The organism is Acetobacter zythi (assembly GCF_963921165.1).
Taxonomy (GTDB): Bacteria; Pseudomonadota; Alphaproteobacteria; order Acetobacterales; family Acetobacteraceae; genus Acetobacter.
In genome coordinates this window covers 144,161-160,841 of record NZ_CAWUEO010000012.1, presented here as the reverse complement: position 1 = coordinate 160,841, position 16,681 = coordinate 144,161, and the positions used below count along the sequence as shown (strand labels likewise).

General features: G+C 55.8%; 12 protein-coding genes and 1 tRNA gene. 8 read left to right on the top strand and 5 right to left on the bottom strand.

Features of this window, described 5'->3' with window-relative positions; all coding sequences use genetic code 11:
- The first annotated feature begins 16 nt into the window (after nt 1-16).
- The 4 genes from AABE20_RS06420 (at nt 17) to AABE20_RS06405 (ending at nt 6,585) form a co-directional block, all read left to right on the top strand.
- Nucleotides 17-1,063 (top strand): ribonuclease E/G, encoded by a 1,047-nt coding sequence (locus AABE20_RS06420; protein WP_408740792.1) that lies wholly within the window; start codon nt 17-19, stop codon nt 1,061-1,063.
- Complete coding sequence (locus tag AABE20_RS06415; RefSeq protein WP_338332604.1) at nt 1,060-1,245, top strand: DNA gyrase inhibitor YacG; 186 nt, start codon at nt 1,060-1,062, stop codon at nt 1,243-1,245. Before AABE20_RS06420 ends, AABE20_RS06415 begins: the two co-directional genes overlap by 4 nt.
- Nucleotides 1,246-1,301: 56 nt before the next feature.
- Nucleotides 1,302-1,377: transfer RNA gene (locus AABE20_RS06410), tRNA-Phe, on the top strand.
- Between the two features lie 708 nt (nt 1,378-2,085).
- Nucleotides 2,086-6,585 (top strand): autotransporter domain-containing protein, encoded by a 4,500-nt coding sequence (locus AABE20_RS06405; protein ID WP_338332323.1) that lies wholly within the window; start codon nt 2,086-2,088, stop codon nt 6,583-6,585.
- A 61-nt stretch (nt 6,586-6,646) separates the two neighbouring features.
- On the opposite strand, the gene AABE20_RS06400 is transcribed toward AABE20_RS06405, so the two are convergent.
- Nucleotides 6,647-7,159 (bottom strand): hypothetical protein, encoded by a 513-nt coding sequence (locus AABE20_RS06400; protein ID WP_338332322.1) that lies wholly within the window; start codon nt 7,157-7,159, stop codon nt 6,647-6,649.
- A gap of 127 nt (nt 7,160-7,286) precedes the next feature.
- A complete protein-coding gene (locus AABE20_RS06395; RefSeq protein WP_338332321.1) occupies nt 7,287-8,402 on the bottom strand; it encodes a THUMP domain-containing class I SAM-dependent RNA methyltransferase in 1,116 nt (371 codons plus the stop codon).
- Nucleotides 8,403-8,544: 142 nt separating this feature from the next.
- On the opposite strand from AABE20_RS06395, the gene AABE20_RS06390 reads away from it, so the two are divergent.
- The gene (locus tag AABE20_RS06390; protein WP_338332320.1) at nt 8,545-9,015 is read left to right on the top strand and encodes a c-type cytochrome; all 471 of its coding nucleotides are present in this window, start codon (nt 8,545-8,547) and stop codon (nt 9,013-9,015) included.
- Nucleotides 9,016-9,129: 114 nt separating this feature from the next.
- On the opposite strand, the gene AABE20_RS06385 is transcribed toward AABE20_RS06390, so the two are convergent.
- From AABE20_RS06385 to AABE20_RS06375, 3 genes are all read right to left on the bottom strand, one after another.
- Nucleotides 9,130-9,891: an SDR family oxidoreductase gene (locus AABE20_RS06385; protein WP_338332319.1), complete on the bottom strand. Its 762-nt coding sequence runs from the start codon at nt 9,889-9,891 to the stop codon at nt 9,130-9,132.
- 157 nt (nt 9,892-10,048) lie between these two features.
- Complete coding sequence (locus tag AABE20_RS06380) at nt 10,049-11,464, bottom strand: cryptochrome/photolyase family protein (RefSeq protein WP_338332318.1); 1,416 nt, start codon at nt 11,462-11,464, stop codon at nt 10,049-10,051.
- Between the two features lie 43 nt (nt 11,465-11,507).
- Nucleotides 11,508-12,095, bottom strand: coding sequence for a hypothetical protein (locus AABE20_RS06375; RefSeq protein WP_338332317.1), 588 nt, complete (start codon nt 12,093-12,095; stop codon nt 11,508-11,510).
- Nucleotides 12,096-12,573: 478 nt separating this feature from the next.
- Here AABE20_RS06375 and AABE20_RS06370 point away from each other — a divergent pair, with 478 nt between their 5' ends.
- From AABE20_RS06370 to AABE20_RS06360, 3 genes are all read left to right on the top strand, one after another.
- Nucleotides 12,574-14,178, top strand: a complete 1,605-nt coding sequence (locus AABE20_RS06370) for a DUF4852 domain-containing protein (RefSeq protein ID WP_338332316.1) — start codon at nt 12,574-12,576, stop codon at nt 14,176-14,178.
- A gap of 70 nt (nt 14,179-14,248) precedes the next feature.
- Nucleotides 14,249-14,602 carry a DUF4282 domain-containing protein gene (locus AABE20_RS06365; protein ID WP_338332315.1) on the top strand — a complete coding sequence of 118 codons (354 nt, stop codon included), beginning with the start codon at nt 14,249-14,251 and terminating at the stop codon, nt 14,600-14,602.
- A 9-nt stretch (nt 14,603-14,611) separates the two neighbouring features.
- Nucleotides 14,612-15,856, top strand: a complete 1,245-nt coding sequence (locus AABE20_RS06360) for a hypothetical protein (RefSeq protein ID WP_338332314.1) — start codon at nt 14,612-14,614, stop codon at nt 15,854-15,856.
- Nucleotides 15,857-16,681 lie beyond the last annotated feature (825 nt).

Here is a 16,681-nt window from a genome sequence, read left to right as displayed (position 1 = left end):
CACATTTCCGGGCGAAATGCGCATTGCCGTTACCAAAAACGACACCTTACTGGATTTTGCACTCTGGCGACCCGCTGCCCCGGACATGGTAGGCAGCGTGTACCATGCCCGCATAGAAGCCCTGACACCGGGCATGGGCGGCGCTTTTGTGGCCCTTGGCGCTGGCCAGAGCGGGTTTTTACCCCTCCAGAACGGCGCACCCACACTGAACGAAGGGCAGGCCATTACGGTGGAGGTCAGCCGTGCGGCACAGGGCGGCAAAGGGGTGCGCCTGCGCCTGCTTGCCCCAGATGTGGCAAGCGAGCAGAAAGGCCTGATCACTTCAGGCCCAACCCCACTGGACCGGCTGGCGGCCTTGTGGCCTACGGCAACACTGGTGGCGGACAGCCCGGCCGCAGCAGCCCATATTCCCCCTTCCCTACGCACCCGGCGCGAGCAGGGCTTTACCCCCTACCCCGATTCCATTGCCGCCGCGTGCGATGCACTGGAAGACCCCATGGTGCACCTGCCCGGTGGCATGGAAGCAACCATTACCCCCACCCCGGCCCTGATTGCGATTGATATGGACGCACCGCCCGCGCAAACGGGCCGCGCCAAACAGACCGCACAATTTGCCGCCAACCGCGATGCCCTGCCCGCACTGATGCGTCAGATCCGGCTGCGCAACCTGTCTGGCGCAATTCTGATCGACCCGGCGGGCCTTGCCACCCGTAAACGACAGGCCTTGCTGGACCCGGTGAAAGAAGCGCTCAGGCCAGACCCGCTCAACCCCCGCTGTTTGGGGGTTACAGCACTGGGGCTGATCGAAATTGTGCGTGCACGTATTTACCCCTCCCTCCCTGAACTCCTGAATAGCCCGCATGGCCGTGCTCTGCGCGCATTACGGCACATTCTGGCCACAGCCCCGCATGCAAGCCAGATACGCGGTGGGGCTGGCATTATACGCGCACTGGAACAGGACCCCGAGGCACTGGCCGATTGCGCCCGCCAGCTAGGCAGGCCGCTTAGCCTGCACACGGACCACGCCCTACCGGAATTGACATGGATGGTTCAGGATTCCTGATGAGCAAATCAACCAAATGCCCGATCTGTGGGCAGCCCACCACGCCCGATTACCGCCCCTTTTGCTCCCGCCGATGCGCGGATGTGGACCTTGGCCGCTGGTTTGGCGGCAACTACCGCATTCCCGGCCAACCCACCACAGAAGGGGATGGTGAAAAAGCTGAAATAAATGATGAAACATGACTTGATCTCAGCAGCTAGCTGAGATAAATCCTCTTTCACGCCGCAAGGCTTGCGGTGCCCAAGTAGCTCAGTTGGTAGAGCATGCGACTGAAAATCGCAGTGTCACTGGTTCGATCCCGGTCTTGGGCACCATTTTTTCTCCCTTAAAATTTTAATGCTTCTGGTAGCCTCTGCCTCATTTGCATTTATGGCTTTTGTTGCACCTCTTGTGTAACGGCTCATGCGTAGCTGCGGCTTTTTGCTGTTTTTGCGCACTCAGCATTCTGCTTGGACAGACCGCTCATGACGAACTCCCTTGCAGAGCACACTGTTCGGCACGCATAGCCCTAAACGCTCTCCTCTTAATCATCAGATGGCATGGAGGGGCGCTGTTGAACACAATGATGCTTCTGCTTTCCTGCGCAATTTTAACTCCTTGCCACGGCCGCCTTATTTACAACTACCAAGGCGGAGATCATCAGGGCTTTGATGGGTATGGTTTATTCGCCACCTCCAACAAAAACAAAATAATTCGTAAATAAAAATCAAACATTATCTTTAGTAACAGATAATTATTTTTGTTAGGAAAATAATATCAAACTATACAGAGCGAACAATTATAATATTGTTAATTAATTATTGTTAACATCCTCATCGGAAATTTTGATTGCGCCTGCGCCAGGAGAAAGCCGTATGAGGGGGAAATTCTTGATAGTTTTCCAAAGAACAAAAATAAACGGGCTTCGATTTTATCTTTTCGCAAGTTCATTATTCATTTCCACCCCTTCTTTCGCATCTGGTAGCGCAACAAATTATACCGTGAATAGCGGGCAGATCTATTCGGTCTCCAGCACTGCAAATTTGAACCTGATCAACAATGGTAACCTGTTTGTTTCCACGTCCGGAAATGTGACTGGCACAACGACCAACAATGGTCTTGTCAATAACTCTGGCACAATCAGCAGCTTAACCAATAGTGGGTCAGTTTATATTACAAAAGGGTCAACAGGCGCCATTATCAATCTGGCCTCCGGAAACATTCGGAGCACATTTGGGAGCACTGGAGACATTACAAACTCCGGCTCCATAACACTTGCAGGCACATCCACCCTGAATATTACAAACCAGCAGGGGGGAACATTATCAAGCCTGTCCGGCTCTATTGCAGGCGACTTTGACAACTCTGGCACTGCCAAAATTTCCTCATCTCCCATTCTCGGCGGTCTTATCAACCGCGCAACTGGCAATTTTACAACCAGTTCAACAATAGGCAGCGCGGTCAATAACTCCGGCATACTCAACCTGAACGGCGCAGCCATGGTGCAGGGGAATGTTGTGAGCACGGCAGGCACCGTCACACTTTCGGGGATGGGGGTGTATGTTATGGGCACTCTGGATGCCCAGGGCGGCACATTTAATGTGATTAATGGGACGGTTAACTCCCTGTCCGGCAGCGCAAATGGAACCCTGAGCGGGACTCTCATTATCAGCCGTGCCGCCAACACTGTGTATTCAGGCGTTATGTCCGGGTCTGGTGGGGTTTCCATCGGCAGTGGGGTTCAGACCTTCTCGGGGCAAAATACATATACAGGCACCACTACCGTAAGCGCTGGAGGGGCTTTGCATTTGTCCGGCTCAATAGCAGGGAGTTTGACAAACACCGCCACCACGACCAACCCGACCATTATAGCCAGTGGCGGCGAGGTGTATGGGAATGTGCTCAACATTGGCCATCTCACTGTTAACGGAACCGTTGGCGGGCAGGTTATCAACGCCAATAGGGGGGTTATTGATGCCTCCAATAATGCGGTATTTGAACAGTCCTTTACTAATTCCGGGACGGCCACACTCAGCAATTCTTCGGTTATAAAAGGAAGCTTAACAAATGCGTCCCAATCGACTTTTAATTTAACCGGTTCGTCCCAGATCATGGGAAACGTCAATAACGCTGGCACAACAAACATGACTACGAATTCGGAAGTTTTAGGAAACTTTACCAATTCGACCGTGTTGAACATGGATTCAGCAACCATAAAGGGCGCAGTTTCCAACACTGGGGTTATGGACGTTCAAAATGGTTCTACGGTTAACAGTCTGGAAAATAAAAGTGGTACAGCTACTTTTTCCGATAGTACAATCAGTAATGCTGCTGTTAATGGCGCAGGGGGCACGCTCATAGCCAACGGCGGCACCATTGGGAGTGCTACCAATTCCGGTATCATGACATTAGCAAAAAACAATACTGTGCTCAACACTGTTACCAATAACTCCGGGTCCCTCACATTGGATGGCAACACCATAAACGGGCAGTTTCTGGCCAGTGGTGGCACGTTTACTGTTACCGCGAATGGAACAACCATTGGCACCTTAAACGGTTCAGCCAACGGCACCCTGAATGGCCTGCTGGACCTGACTGCGGCCGATAACACATATTCCGGCATACTCTCCGGCTCTGGCGGTGTGCTCATTAACACAACGGGAACACAGCTTTTTACTGGAAACAATACTTATACCGGCACAACCCAGATCAATTCAGGCACCCTTGCTGTTAATGGCGACCAGAGCAGTGCTACCGGGGATACCCTAGTCAACGCCACCGCCAATCTGTCCGGCACTGGCACACTGGGGGGGAATACAACAATAGAACAAGGCGGCACCCTGACCCCGGGCGATATTACAAGCCGTGTTGGCACCCTAAACATTGCCCAGAACCTGACCTTGGCGAGCGGTTCAACACAGAACTTTTATCTGGGACAGACCAATGTTTCCGGGGGGGCATATAACTCCCTTGTGGCCGTTGCAGGCAATTTACAGCTTGGCGGCACGCTGGATATTACCCCCAACACGGCGGGGCCAAATGTGCATAATAATGCTTTGGATGTCGGTCTTTACCGTTTGTACACATATGGTGGCACATTAAGCGGTGTGGCTGACCAGACCATGGGTGCAACAAGTGTGGCCCCCGGCGCGACCGTGTCCTTGCAAACATCCATTGCAAATCAGGTTAACCTGATTGTTAATACCGGCAACCTGACTTTTTGGGATGGTGGCAATACAAGCAACCAGAACAACAAGACGGTTGATGGGGGATCTGGCACATGGACCGCCCAAACTGGCACAGGCAACCTGAACTGGACCGATAAAACAGGGGATGTCAACGGCCCGTGGAGCAATGGCCAGTTTGTTGTGTATGCAGGCAATGCCGGAACGGTGACCGTGCAGGACACAAGCAACGGCCAGAGCTACAATGTTATAACCAGTGGCATGCAGTTTGCCAATAATGATGGTAAAATCTACCAGATTACAGGGGACGATATTTACGCAGCAAACGCCTCCACCACCATTCGTGTGGGGGATGGCACCACAACAGGCGCTTCCATTACCGCTGTGCTGGATACTGTGTTGAATGACCAGTTGGTTGCTGGTGGCACATCCCTTGTAAAAACTGATCTGGGTACACTGATCATTACCAAGGACCAGACCTATCAGGGTTCAACCACCATTAACGATGGTGTTTTGCAGTTGGGCAACGGCGGCACGGCAGGCTCTCTGGCGGCGGGCACAGCCATACACAACAACGCAACACTTGCCATAAACCACAGCGGCACGTTTACGCTGGCACAAAGCATAGACGGCACAGGCGGGCTAACCCAGAATGGCGAAGGCACCACAGTGCTGAGCGCCAATAATACCTACACGGGCGCCACAGCCGTAACGCAGGGCATACTGGAAGTGGACGGCTCCATTGCCTCCTCAACCGTCACCATCGGCAATGGTGGCACTCTGACAGGCTCTGGCTTTGTGGGGAATACCATTGTTGAACAAGGCGGCACCTTTGCCACCCCCGATGTGCAAAAAAGTGTGACCGTGCAGGGCAATTTGCAAACAAACACGCACTCCACCCTTGCACTGGCTGGAACAGACCAGCTCTCTGGTAAAACAATGACCCTCCAGGGCACGCAATACCAGCAGTTGCAGTCCAATACGATCAACGTTACTGGGAGTGCCGCACTTTCTGGCACGGTGGTGTTGAATGTAACCCCTTCCATTCCGCTCAAGCTGAATGAATATTATACCGTTATGACCACCGGCAGCGGGTTTACGCAAAAAACCTACTCCTTGCAAACCAACCTGACCAGCCCTTACACTTTTATCACGCCCTCTCTGTTTTATAACGGGAACGACCTTGACGTGCTTCTGGCGCGCAACAGCATGGCCTTTACCGCCGTCACCAATAGCCGCAATGAGCGCGAAACCGCGCAAATGCTGGACCGTATGCCACAAAACAACGCAATTATCGGGGCTATGGGGTTCTTAAACCCGGCCGAGGCGCGTAGGGGCATGAACGCACTCTCGGGGGAGGTGCATGCCTCCGCCCGCACCGCACTTGTGCAGGATAGTCTGTTTGTACGTCAGGCCGTTATGGACCGGCTTGATACAGCCGAGTGCAATAGCGGGCATGTGGACGACACCCTGCACACTGCATCGCTCAAAACCGGACGTAAGGACCAAGGCTGCCTTGGTCAGCAGGCTGTTCTGTGGGGGCAGGCCTATGGCAGCCTTGGTCATAATGGGGGCGATGGCAACGCTGCCGCCCTGCACCACTCCTCAACCGGTTTTATAATGGGGGTGGATACGCCCATAACAAACAGCACATGGCGCATTGGTGGCGTGCTCAGCTATGGCCGCTCCATGTTTGATGTGCAGAGCGGACGCAACTCATCGGGGCATAGCAATAATGTAAGCCTTGGTGGGTACGCAGGAACACACTGGGGCGCAGTAAACCTGAAACTGGGCGCGGCCTATACGTGGAACATGCTGAGCATGCAACGTAATGTTGCTTTTCCCGGTTATGCGGACCGTCTTTCCAGCAGTTATCTGGCGGGCACCGCGCAGGGGTTTGCCGAACTGGGCTACCGGCTCCATGTGGGGCGGGCCTTGGCCGAACCCTTTGCCAATGTGGCGTATGTGAACCTGCACACCAATGGCTACCACGAACAGGGTGGGGCTGCGGCACTCCGTGGGCATGGAACGGATACGGGCATGACCTTCTCCACCTTTGGGGTCAAGGCGTCCACCACCTTCCATGCGGGAAAACTGCTGTTAATTCCCCATGGTTCCGTGGCGTACCGGCACACATTCGGCCTGGCGACACCCACAACACATATGGTGTTTTCCGCCGGGGGGAACGGGTCCATGGATATTGCGGGTGTGCCGCTTTCGGTCAATGCGGCCGTGCTGGATGCGGGGCTGACAGCCAGACTGACCGACCGCATAAAAATCGGGCTGTCCTACACTGGCCAGTATGGCAACCAGTCTGTTGAAAGTGGCATAAAAGCCGACTTGCACTGGAAATTCTAAAGCACCTCTCCCCGACCTAAGGCTAAGGCCGGGGGGAGGCTCTGTTTTTTAGATTCTGTGCCTAAAGATGCAAGCGCATGTGGGTGCGCAGGTCATTGCACCGTTTGGCATACTGCGATGCCTTGGATGCGGTGAAGTAATTGATCAAAAACGCCCCCAAAAGGGAGCCGAACGAGATAACGGTCAGTAACTCACCAGTAAACAGAATGGGGGCATCATAATGCAAAGCCGAATACCACAGCAGGCCAATGCTCAGCACCGCGCCACAAAAGCCAAGCACACCGGTTGATTTGAGCAAGGAGTCCTCAATGCTCTCAAAAGCCGAGGTCTCGCGCCACAGGTCAAACAGCTTGCGGTCCACATCGTCCACCGCTTCGGTGTGTTCCTTAATTTCGGCTTCGGTGCGTTTGTGCGGGTTTTTGCGGTGGATATCCAACTCCTGCCGCGCTTTGGCAAAGACCCGCCGCCGCTCCTTGATGGCAGGCAGGCTGATATCCACAAAGCTGAGAATAGCCACGTTAAGACCGGCCGATAACTGCACAACGGCCTGAAAGTCACCCCACGTCACGCTCATTCTTTTGGCACCTCAACCTGAACATATCTGCTGATCAGCCCTCTTATTATAAAGCAGGCAGGGCGAAATAAAGGGGATGTGCGGCATGTCCGGCATGCCTGCGCCAGCCTGAACACCCCCTTACCCCCTATGGCAGCGGTGCGGTCTGATACAGCGAAACACGCAGACCACCATGGGGCACGGGGGCTTCTGGCGGCAAAAATGGCAGGCCGGTCGCATGGGCAAGTTTGACCTCGGTGGTCACAATGCCCACACGCCAGCCGGAAAAATGGGTCAGCACGGTCTGCCCCAACGCACGGTAGAGGGGGATCAGGCTCTGCCTGTCTCCTATGCGGGTGCCATAGGGGGGGTTGGCAATCACCAGCCCTGCTGGCCCCGGTGGTGGCCGCAACGCGCTAATTGTGGCCTGCGAGAAGGTCACATAATCCTGCACACCCGCGCGTTCGGCGTTGGCGCGGCTCATGGTTATGGCCCCCTCGTCCCGGTCACTCCCGTAAAAACGCACCTGTGGCGGGCGCTCACTTTTGACCGTGCGCATGGTCTGCCATGCCTGTGCATCAAATGTTGCCAGTAATTCAAATGCAAAGTGGCGGGCGCGGCCGGGGTTAAGGCGGGCTGCAATTTCGGCTGCTTCTATAACAAACGTGCCGGAACCACACATGGGGTCCAGCACCGGCTCCTGCCCGTTATAGCCACATTGGCGCAGGAACAGGGCTGCCATAGTCTCCCGCAAGGGGGCGCGGTTAATGGCCTGTTTGTAACCACGCCGGTGCAGCAGATCGCCTGATGTATCCACGCTCAGGGTGCAGATATTCTGCTCAATGCGCGCACGCACCAGCACGGGGGCATCATCCGCCTGCGTAGCACCCAGCGTTTGGGTAATAGCCTTGCCAATGCGCTCGGCCGCTGCCCCGGCATGGTACACGCGTGAGGCCGTGCAGCTTGCCTCCACCCGGAAGGGAACATCGGGGCGCAGAATATCCCCCCAAGGCACACGGCATGCGCGCTTGTCGAGTTGGGAGAGATGCACCACGGGAAAAGACGCAATGCGGGCAAGGACCCGACTGGTCCCACGCACCCACAGGTTGGCGCGCCAGACCTCTGGCCAGCCACCGCGAATAACCACGCCGCCGGGCACGGCCACGGGCTGTTTGAACCCCTTTAGCCGCACCTCCGCGCACAACACGGATTCCAGCCCCGGCACGGTGGCCAGAAATATCTCAAAGTCCTTGTCTTTCGTCATAACGCCTGAATGACAGGAAGCCAGCCGGACGGCAACTTTATCCTCTGCCCCCCACACACAGGCCTGCGCTCAAGGGGAGTTGAGGTACGGCCAAAGCCGTGTATAATTGTTGCTAAACCGAACGATTAAGCAGGAGCTTTTCATGAAAAAAACCATTCTGGCTGTGCTGGCAGCGACTGCGGGCCTGTCTGGCCTGGCAGGGAATGCACACGCCGCAGCCGATGGTGCGCAACTGTTCGCCACACACTGCGCCATGTGCCACCAGAGCACCGGCAGCGGCGTGCCCGGGCAGTTCCCTCCGCTTAAAGGGCGTATCAACCAGATTGCCACAACTCCTGAGGGCAAAACCTACGTCATGCACGTCCTGCTCAACGGTCTGGCTGGCAGCCTGAAGGCAGGTGGCATCTCCTACATGGGCTACATGCCCTCCATGGCCGCTATGTCTGATGATGACCTTGCAGCCCTGCTGACCTATGTTTCCGCCCTGTCGGGCGATGCCTCCGCCCCGGCCTTTACGGCCGATGAGGTCAAGAGCGCACGGGCAACGCCCTTGCAGCCGGGTCAGATTCTGGAAGAACGCAATACGCTGAACGCAGCCCACCCGCTGCCATAAGCTCCGGCCCCACCCATTGTGGCCAGAACGTAAAAAAGCCTCCCGCAATTTTCTGCGGGAGGCTTTTTTTATAACGTTCCCCCGGCACGGACCATGCCGGGGTCGGCACAACGCTTACTGCGCGGTGTAGCCACCATCAATCACCAGTTCGCTGCCGGTCATGAACTTGGATTCGTCAGATGCCAGATACAGAATGCCATAAGCAATATCGTTAGGTTCGCCCAGATGGCCCAGCGGGTGCAGGTCCACCAGCTTCTGCCGCGCCTCTGCCGCATCCTTGGTCAGGCCCTGCACCATGGGGGTCCAGATGTAGCCCGGATGTACGGAGTTAACGCGAATCTTGTAACCAGACTTGGCGCAATGGAGTGCTGCGGATTTGGTAAACAGGCGCACACCGCCCTTACTGGCGTTATAGGCGGCCAGTGTGGGGTCCCCTACCAGCCCTTCTATGGAAGAGAGGTTGATAATGGAGCCACTGCCAACTTTTTTCATGGCTTCAACCGCGTATTTGGTGCCCAGAAACACGCTGTTGAGGTTGATGGACTGCACACGCTGCCAATCTTCCAGACTGGTGCTTTCCACCGTGCCATTATAGGCAATACCGGCGTTGTTGACCGCAACATCAAGCTTGCCAAAGGTCTTTTCCGCCACGGCTACGGCGTTCTGCCAGTCTGCTTCCTGCGTGACGTTGAGTTTGACAAACAGGGCATCGCCCCCGGCGGCCTTGATCTCAGCGACCGTGTTCTGTCCGGCTTCTTCCTGTAGATCAGCCACAACAACCTTGGCGCCTTCTTTGGCCAGCAACACTGCTGTGGCCTTGCCAATACCATTGGCGGCCCCTGTAACAATGGCCACTTTTCCTGCAACGCGGGTCATATTTTTGCTCCCATGTTTGTTCTGTCGTGTAATTACAAACGCAAAGCGCGGGCTTTAGCTTTGATACCCGTCAAAAAAATTGATTTCTTCACCATATTTTCAAAAAAATCAGAGCTTTGCTGGTCCTCGCGCCGAGTGCGCCCGAAGCAGAGCTAACTTAGGCTTCGGTTCCACTGCCGTTTTTTTGTGCTTTCCATGCTGCCAGTGCCCGCGCCCGCGCAACACTATGCTCCACAATGGGGCTGGGGTAGCCGGTTGGCTGCAACAGGCTCGCCTGCCATGGGGTGTGGATATCCGGCCCAGACATCCCCGCCAACTCTGGCACCCATGTGCGGATATAAGCCCCATCGGGATCGAACTTCTGCGATTGCAGAATGGGGTTCATAATCCGGAAAAAAGGTGCGGATTCCACCCCCGTGCCCGCATTCCATTGCCAGTTCATGGGGTTGCTGGCCGGATCGTAATCGACCAGCGTGTGGGCAAACCAGCGCTCGCCCTCGCGCCAGTCGATCAGCAGGTGCTTGACCAGAAAAGACGCCACCACCATGCGCACCCGGTTGTGCATAAGGCCGGTCTGCCAGAGCTGGCGCATGCCCGCATCCACCAACGGGTAGCCTGTGCGCCCCTTTTTCCAGCGTGCCAGACCTTTGGGGTCCACCCGCCAGGGCATTGTATCAAACTCGGGTTTGAGGTTGCGGGTGCTCAGGTCCGGGTGTTCCCACAGCAAGGACCATGCAAACTCCCGCCACCCGATTTCGGACAGGAACTTAACGCCCCCACCGGGCACACCTGCTGCGGCCACGGCATGCCATATCTGCCCCGGTGTCATCTGCCCGGTGCGCAAAAAGGGCGAAAGCTCGGAGGTTGCATCCTTATCGGGAAAATCCCTGTCCTGAGTATAGGTTTGCAGGGCATGGGCAATAAAATCCTGCAACCGGGCGTGCGCGTCCTGCTCCGTAAAAGCATGGTACGGCTGCATGGCTCTGGCCCAGTGCGGCAGGCTCTCCACTTCCGCATCGGGGCGCGCCTGCGGGCTGGACAGGGCGGGGCACGGGGCAAACTCCATCCCTGCGGGGGCTGGCAGAGGTGCGGGGTAATGGGCCGTGGCACACGCAGCCCGCCAGAATGCCCCAAAGACCTGAAAAGGCTGCCCTACCTTGCTCCGCACGGTCCACGGTTCATGCAGCAAAGTGCCGGGGGTGCTGTGCACCCCAACGCCCATCTGCTTGAGCTGGGCCTTGATCTGGGTATCCGTGGCTTTGCCTGCCGGGTCGTAACGGCGGTTCCAGAACACCTGCGTGCATCCGCTCTGGCGCACCAGTTCGGGCACAAGCTGCGCGGCCTGCGCCGCAAACACATGCAACCGCCCCCCACGCGCCCGCAGAGCCTGATCCAGCGCCTGAACGCTCTGGAGCCGCCACCAGTCCAACGCCGTTGTGCAGGCAGCACCAGCAGGCCGCACATACACACACAGAAGAGGCTGCCCACTCCGGGCAGCGCTGGTCAGAGCCAGATTATCGGCCAGTCGCAGGTCATCACGGAACCAGACCAGAACGGGGGGAGGGCTGGTCATGTCACCACCTGTTTTGTTTGTTGTGCACGCCCCGGTGGGTGCGTTAGTTCACCGGACCATCGGACAGGCGGACAAGCACCTTGACCGGGTCGCCGTTATCATCCGGCCCTACATAAAAATCACGCCATGTATTGCGTGCAAAAATCCATGTTTTGGACAGATTGACCCCAAGGGAGCTGCTCTTGCACGCACTCCCTCCATCGCCCGGCTGGCTGTTGGCGCACTGGGCGGCATTACCACCTTTGGTTGGCAGGTAAACGTTGGTTTCCAGCACAGCCGTGCGGCCATTCAGGCGGATTGTGCCTTCCACCCCCACTTTTTTGCTGACTTCAAGCGGAGCGCCAGCCTGTGGCGGTGGGCCTTGCACCACCACATCGGAAAAATTGGCCGGATTGACCGAACACACTTCAGACGCGGCAGTGCTTATTGTGCGCTCCACATCGTTCACGGTTACGACCACATGCACATCAATAATATAAACCGGGCCAGACACGCACAGCGTGCTTTCGCCATCATTGGCGGCATAGGGGGAACGGGGGGCTGAAGCCGCCTGCGCCGTGGTGGCGGACACGAACAGAGCAGCCGACGCAACAAACAGGCAGGACGCCACACCAAAAAGTCTCTGCTTCATCACCACTGCCGCACCCTTTTATCCATCGTTTGTAAAAAGCCGTCCTGAATACCGCACCCAATCTGGCATGAATGGCCAAAAATAAACAGCCTGTCCGCGCAATGCGGGGCATGGGCGCCAGCGCACCGGTTGTCTCCCGCTGCGGGGGCATGCAATGCAACCCACTCCATAACACGCCTACTGTTTGGGGCGTATGCTGGGCCGGGCATTCAACCGCCCAGTTCTGGCTTTGCGCAGCCCTCCCGCTCCCACGTAAAACACAGTCTTTAGCATGGCCAATCCACGCGATTATTTTCCGTTTTCCTCCTTGACTGTGCAAGCCTATCAATGAGAGGTATTCACTATGTTGGAATAATTTCTGGATTAAACCGAGGGGCATTTTTATTCTCCCCCGCACATTTGAGAGCGATATTCACGCAGTATTCTTACTTTTGTGCTTTATCCACGTATTATAGTCCGCAAGGTATTGGAGCATTGGATGGCGAGGTTCTCAGGGTCTTTTTTGGCATGGCGGATTCTCACCCATGCTGGCATGGTAAGCCTTGCCGGTCTGCCCTTTGTTGCTGAACAGGCCGTAGCGGCCAACCCCGCAGTGTTTGCGCATTCCCGGCACCATAATGTTGAGATCGACTTTGCAGACCCCTCGTCGCAATGTGCCGCGACCGATCTGCACCTGACAATGCAGGTGACCCCGCAAAGTCTGGAAATGGACACGCCGGAACAACAGATCAAACTTGCCAACGCATTGGGCGGCAAACTCTCAACAGACAGCCAGTGTGCTGCGGTTCAGTCCGTTGATGTGGCCATCATGCAAAACGGCACGAAAACCCGCCACCTGCATGCAACGCGTGCTGCAAACTGGCAGTTTAGCGTTGCCGCCCCTTCAGACGTAGCACCCTCCCCCACTCCAGAACCGCCCCCCGCAGCACCGGCCCAGCCCGAGGCCGCGCAGCCTGTTGCCATACCTGAGGGTTATATGGGTCTGCTGGCCTATCTCGCCCACCAGAACCCAACGCTACTGGACAATCCGGCAGTGCAGGCCTGCTGGGCAAGGCACTTTATGGGCCGGGAGTTCAATGCCGCATATGGCAATGAATTCCGTATGCATGATGTGGAACAGCAGGCAAAAACCGATCTGGCTCATGTTAGCCAGCAGATGGAGGCTGGCAATCTGCTGGCTAATCTGACCCTGCGTCTGGGTGAGTATGATTTTGCCCAATCCTCCTTTCCCATTGTGCTGAGCGGCAACGTGCTGACCGTTGTCAGCCAGTGCGATATGTCCGCAGCACAACTGCCTGATCGCGTGTCCTTTAATCTGGGGGAAAACAACCAGACCTTCCGTGTTGCCATGACAAGCGCGCAGGCGGAGCAGTTTCTCAAGCAACGCACACGTTTTGGGTATATTGACCGGGCTGTTCCGGTCAGCATGACCTTCCATGTAGCGCCCGAACTGCTGACCGGGCTGACAAATGCCAGTTCATCCCCCCTGCCCGCCGAACTGACCAATATTAAAATCTACGCAGCGCCCGATAAGGCAACCCTGCTGGCCGATATCGGGCCAGAAGCGCTGGCCGCCATGCGTAAGGCGCAGGAAGCGGAAAAAGCCGCCCAGCTTGCCAAAGAAGCCGCACAAAAAAGAGCAGAAAGCCTGCGTATGCTGGCCGAGCATGTGCAAAGCGCCAACCGCTCGGAAAAACTGGCCATGTGGGTCGGCCAAGGCACTGGCAATTTTGGACTACCCCAGCTTGATACAATCCGTAATGTGCGCATGCGCATTGCCATGAATGACCAGCCTGCACAAACCATCCTGCTTGTGCAGGCCGATGGCAGCGGGCGCAAACAGGTGCCCACCAAATGGCCGGGCAAACTCAACCTGACTGTGCCCGAAGACCAGCCCGCCCTGTCTTCTGGCACATGGTACATTGTGCGCGGATTGGTGAATGTTCCCAGCACGGGCGATTTTCCAGCAGCGGATATGTCCGTCCAGTTTATCCATGCCTGCACACAGGACGAATGCCACGATGCCGAAGACCCGCAGGCCCTGCTGAACGCGCTTCAGGCGGAAATGACCCACAAACCCTAACCGGTGGGGCTTTTAACCGTCAGTTTTCTTTAACTCTTCAGGCCATACCTTTACTTTTAGGATCAGGACCATGAAATCCCTTTTGACATTTGACACCTTGATTACGCCAAAATTCATCAAATTCTTTTTTTATGTTGGCGTGTTTTTCTGCTTTTTAAGCGGCTTTGGCGTTTTTCTGACCATTTTGAACAGGTCCGTGGCCATTGCACAGATTACGGGGTCCTCCCCCACCCTTGCCACCCTTGGCGGTCTGATCGCCGGTTCGCTGGCGGGGCTGATCATAACTGTGGTTGGCATAGTTTTTGCGCGCGTCTCCAGCGAACTCACTCTGGTTGTTTTCATGATCAGGGACGAACTGGCATGGCAGCGTGAGAATACCATTGCCGCCGCGTCTTCTTCCTCCCCTTCCTCTTCCGCATCCTGAGGGTAGGTCATGCAGTCTGGCAAACACGGCACAGCGCCACTGGCGCGCGGAAAGCCGGACCCCAAGCTTTTGCTCCCCCCTTTGTCCACACTTGCGCCGCCGGGTAAGCTGGCGCAGGCCGATGGCGGGCTGCCTTTGGTAACACTGGGCATGGGTGTCGCCACAAATGCCGAGCAAAGCGTGCAGCAGATGGCCAGCACCTTGTGGGCGGAACATGGCCCACGCATCAAGGCCTCAGGCGCAGTGGCGGCGGGGCAGGTCAGCCAGTTTGCAGGCCGTGTGCTCCACCATGGGGCAGACACCCTGCACGATGCCACAGCCGCCATGGCCGATCCGACCAAGCGGGCTGGCCTGTGGGCGCGCTACCGTACCTTAATCGTGGCGTCGGGTGCGGGTGTGGTGGTGCTGGCGGGCATTGGCTGGGTAGCAGCCAGCCACGAGGCCAGCCGCATGGCGAACCAGAAACTGCATGATTTTCTGGAACAAACAGAACTGGCCTCTTACGTAAGGTATGGTTCTGTCAGCGCGTCTCCCTTTGGCAATGTAACAATATATGACGTAAGCATTCGCCTGTCTGACAATGATACCCACCCCATCCGGGTTGGCTCTCTTGCCATTGGTGGTTTGTCTTCATCCCGGACATTGCCTGGCGCGCTCAGCCTTTCCGCCAGCCATATTGAATGCTCTACCGAACAAGCCAATATATTAACGGCTTCTGGCCTGTCGGATACAAAGCTCAGAGGGTTGGGGTATTCCACGGTCACGGGCGATATTGCGCTGTCCTACAGCCTATCGGATCGGAAACTTGCTGTTAAATCCAACGCCAGCTTTGTTCAGATTGGTGGATGGAATGTGAGTGTTGATCTAGCGGATGTTCCCAATACATTCCTCAGCGGCATGACATCCGTTGTGCAGGGCGGTGGCTTTAATCTGGTTTCGCTTATGCAGATGGCCCAGCAGTTTGCGAGCATCAAACTGCAAAGTGCGGACATTCAGTTCGATAATAAAGGCATTATCGAGCGTGCGCAGGCTATTCCCGATTCACCGTTCCCACAAAATCGGACACAGCCTGACAATGCAACACCCTTTGCACGGTGGGGCACACAGGGCGGCACCCTGAAGATTGTCACGCAACTGGAAGAGCCTTTGCCCATTATGCAGGCACGGTTCCCCTATAGTTCGCTGTTTAATCCGGCTTTTTCCAGCTTGGATAGTTTTATTGCGAACACCCATGCAACCGTTACGGTCGACTGAGTGCAACACTCGGTTACAGCATAAGGGGGTTCGCTTACTAGGGCGTGTCGTCTGACGGCAAAGACCGGTGCACTGCGGCGAGGAATGTTGGCATCAGCTTGCATCGCGACCAAACAGGAGTGCAAGCCTGTGATAGCCGCAGAGACTAACGGACAACACGCCCTAGTCCAGCCATAGCAAACGGTAGAAAGCCACGCGTCTTCAACGGCCGATAAATTCAGCTTTTTCTCTGTGCAATGGCCGCAACAGTGTTCCTGCTGCCTCCCAGATCGCGAGCAGTCCCCGCTTTTCAGCTACCAGCGCCATAACTTTCGGCGCTAACGCTCGGACTTCAGCCGCTCTTCTTTCTAGCCTTCCCGCGCACCATGGCAGCGGCTAGACCAGACTTCCCCCGCGCGTTCGGCGTACCGTTTCATCTCGCCCTTCTGGCGCGCAGGACTGGTCGGTCGTGGAAACCCAGCAGTCAATGACCGCGCGCGGCCCCATTTGAACCCTCCTGAAAAAACTTTGGCGCACCGAGGCCCCAAACTGTCCAAATTTAACTATCGTCAGATTTTGACAACAGGAAGAAAATAATACGATCATGAATGCGAAATAAAATTAGAACACAAAACAATAGAATAAACATATAGAATATAAATTATATTTTAGAGTTTTACTTATTGATTTTCGAATTCCCATTGAAGAATAACAACCGGTCCGCAAAAAAACAGCGATTCCCCTCTGTTAATCACAAACTTCATTAACAGCGAGCATCAATATTGCATTCAAATACTGTGTTGACGATCACATCACCGCAGAATATATAAATAAAACTCTCAAACA

Excerpts from the sequence above, each read along its gene's own strand:
- AABE20_RS06375 (WP_338332317.1), bottom strand. The coding sequence starts at position 12,095 with ATGAAGCAGAGACTTTTTGGTGTGGCGTCCTGCCTGTTTGTTGCGTCG.
- AABE20_RS06370 (WP_338332316.1), top strand. The coding sequence starts at position 12,574 with ATGGCGAGGTTCTCAGGGTCTTTTTTGGCATGGCGGATTCTCACCCAT.
- AABE20_RS06420 (WP_408740792.1), top strand. The coding sequence starts at position 17 with ATGCGCATTGCCGTTACCAAAAACGACACCTTACTGGATTTTGCACTC.
- AABE20_RS06395 (WP_338332321.1), bottom strand. The coding sequence starts at position 8,402 with ATGACGAAAGACAAGGACTTTGAGATATTTCTGGCCACCGTGCCGGGG.
- AABE20_RS06360 (WP_338332314.1), top strand. The coding sequence starts at position 14,612 with ATGCAGTCTGGCAAACACGGCACAGCGCCACTGGCGCGCGGAAAGCCG.
- AABE20_RS06385 (WP_338332319.1), bottom strand. The coding sequence starts at position 9,891 with ATGACCCGCGTTGCAGGAAAAGTGGCCATTGTTACAGGGGCCGCCAAT.
- AABE20_RS06390 (WP_338332320.1), top strand. The coding sequence starts at position 8,545 with ATGAAAAAAACCATTCTGGCTGTGCTGGCAGCGACTGCGGGCCTGTCT.
- AABE20_RS06400 (WP_338332322.1), bottom strand. The coding sequence starts at position 7,159 with ATGAGCGTGACGTGGGGTGACTTTCAGGCCGTTGTGCAGTTATCGGCC.
- AABE20_RS06380 (WP_338332318.1), bottom strand. The coding sequence starts at position 11,464 with ATGACCAGCCCTCCCCCCGTTCTGGTCTGGTTCCGTGATGACCTGCGA.
- AABE20_RS06365 (WP_338332315.1), top strand. The coding sequence starts at position 14,249 with ATGAAATCCCTTTTGACATTTGACACCTTGATTACGCCAAAATTCATC.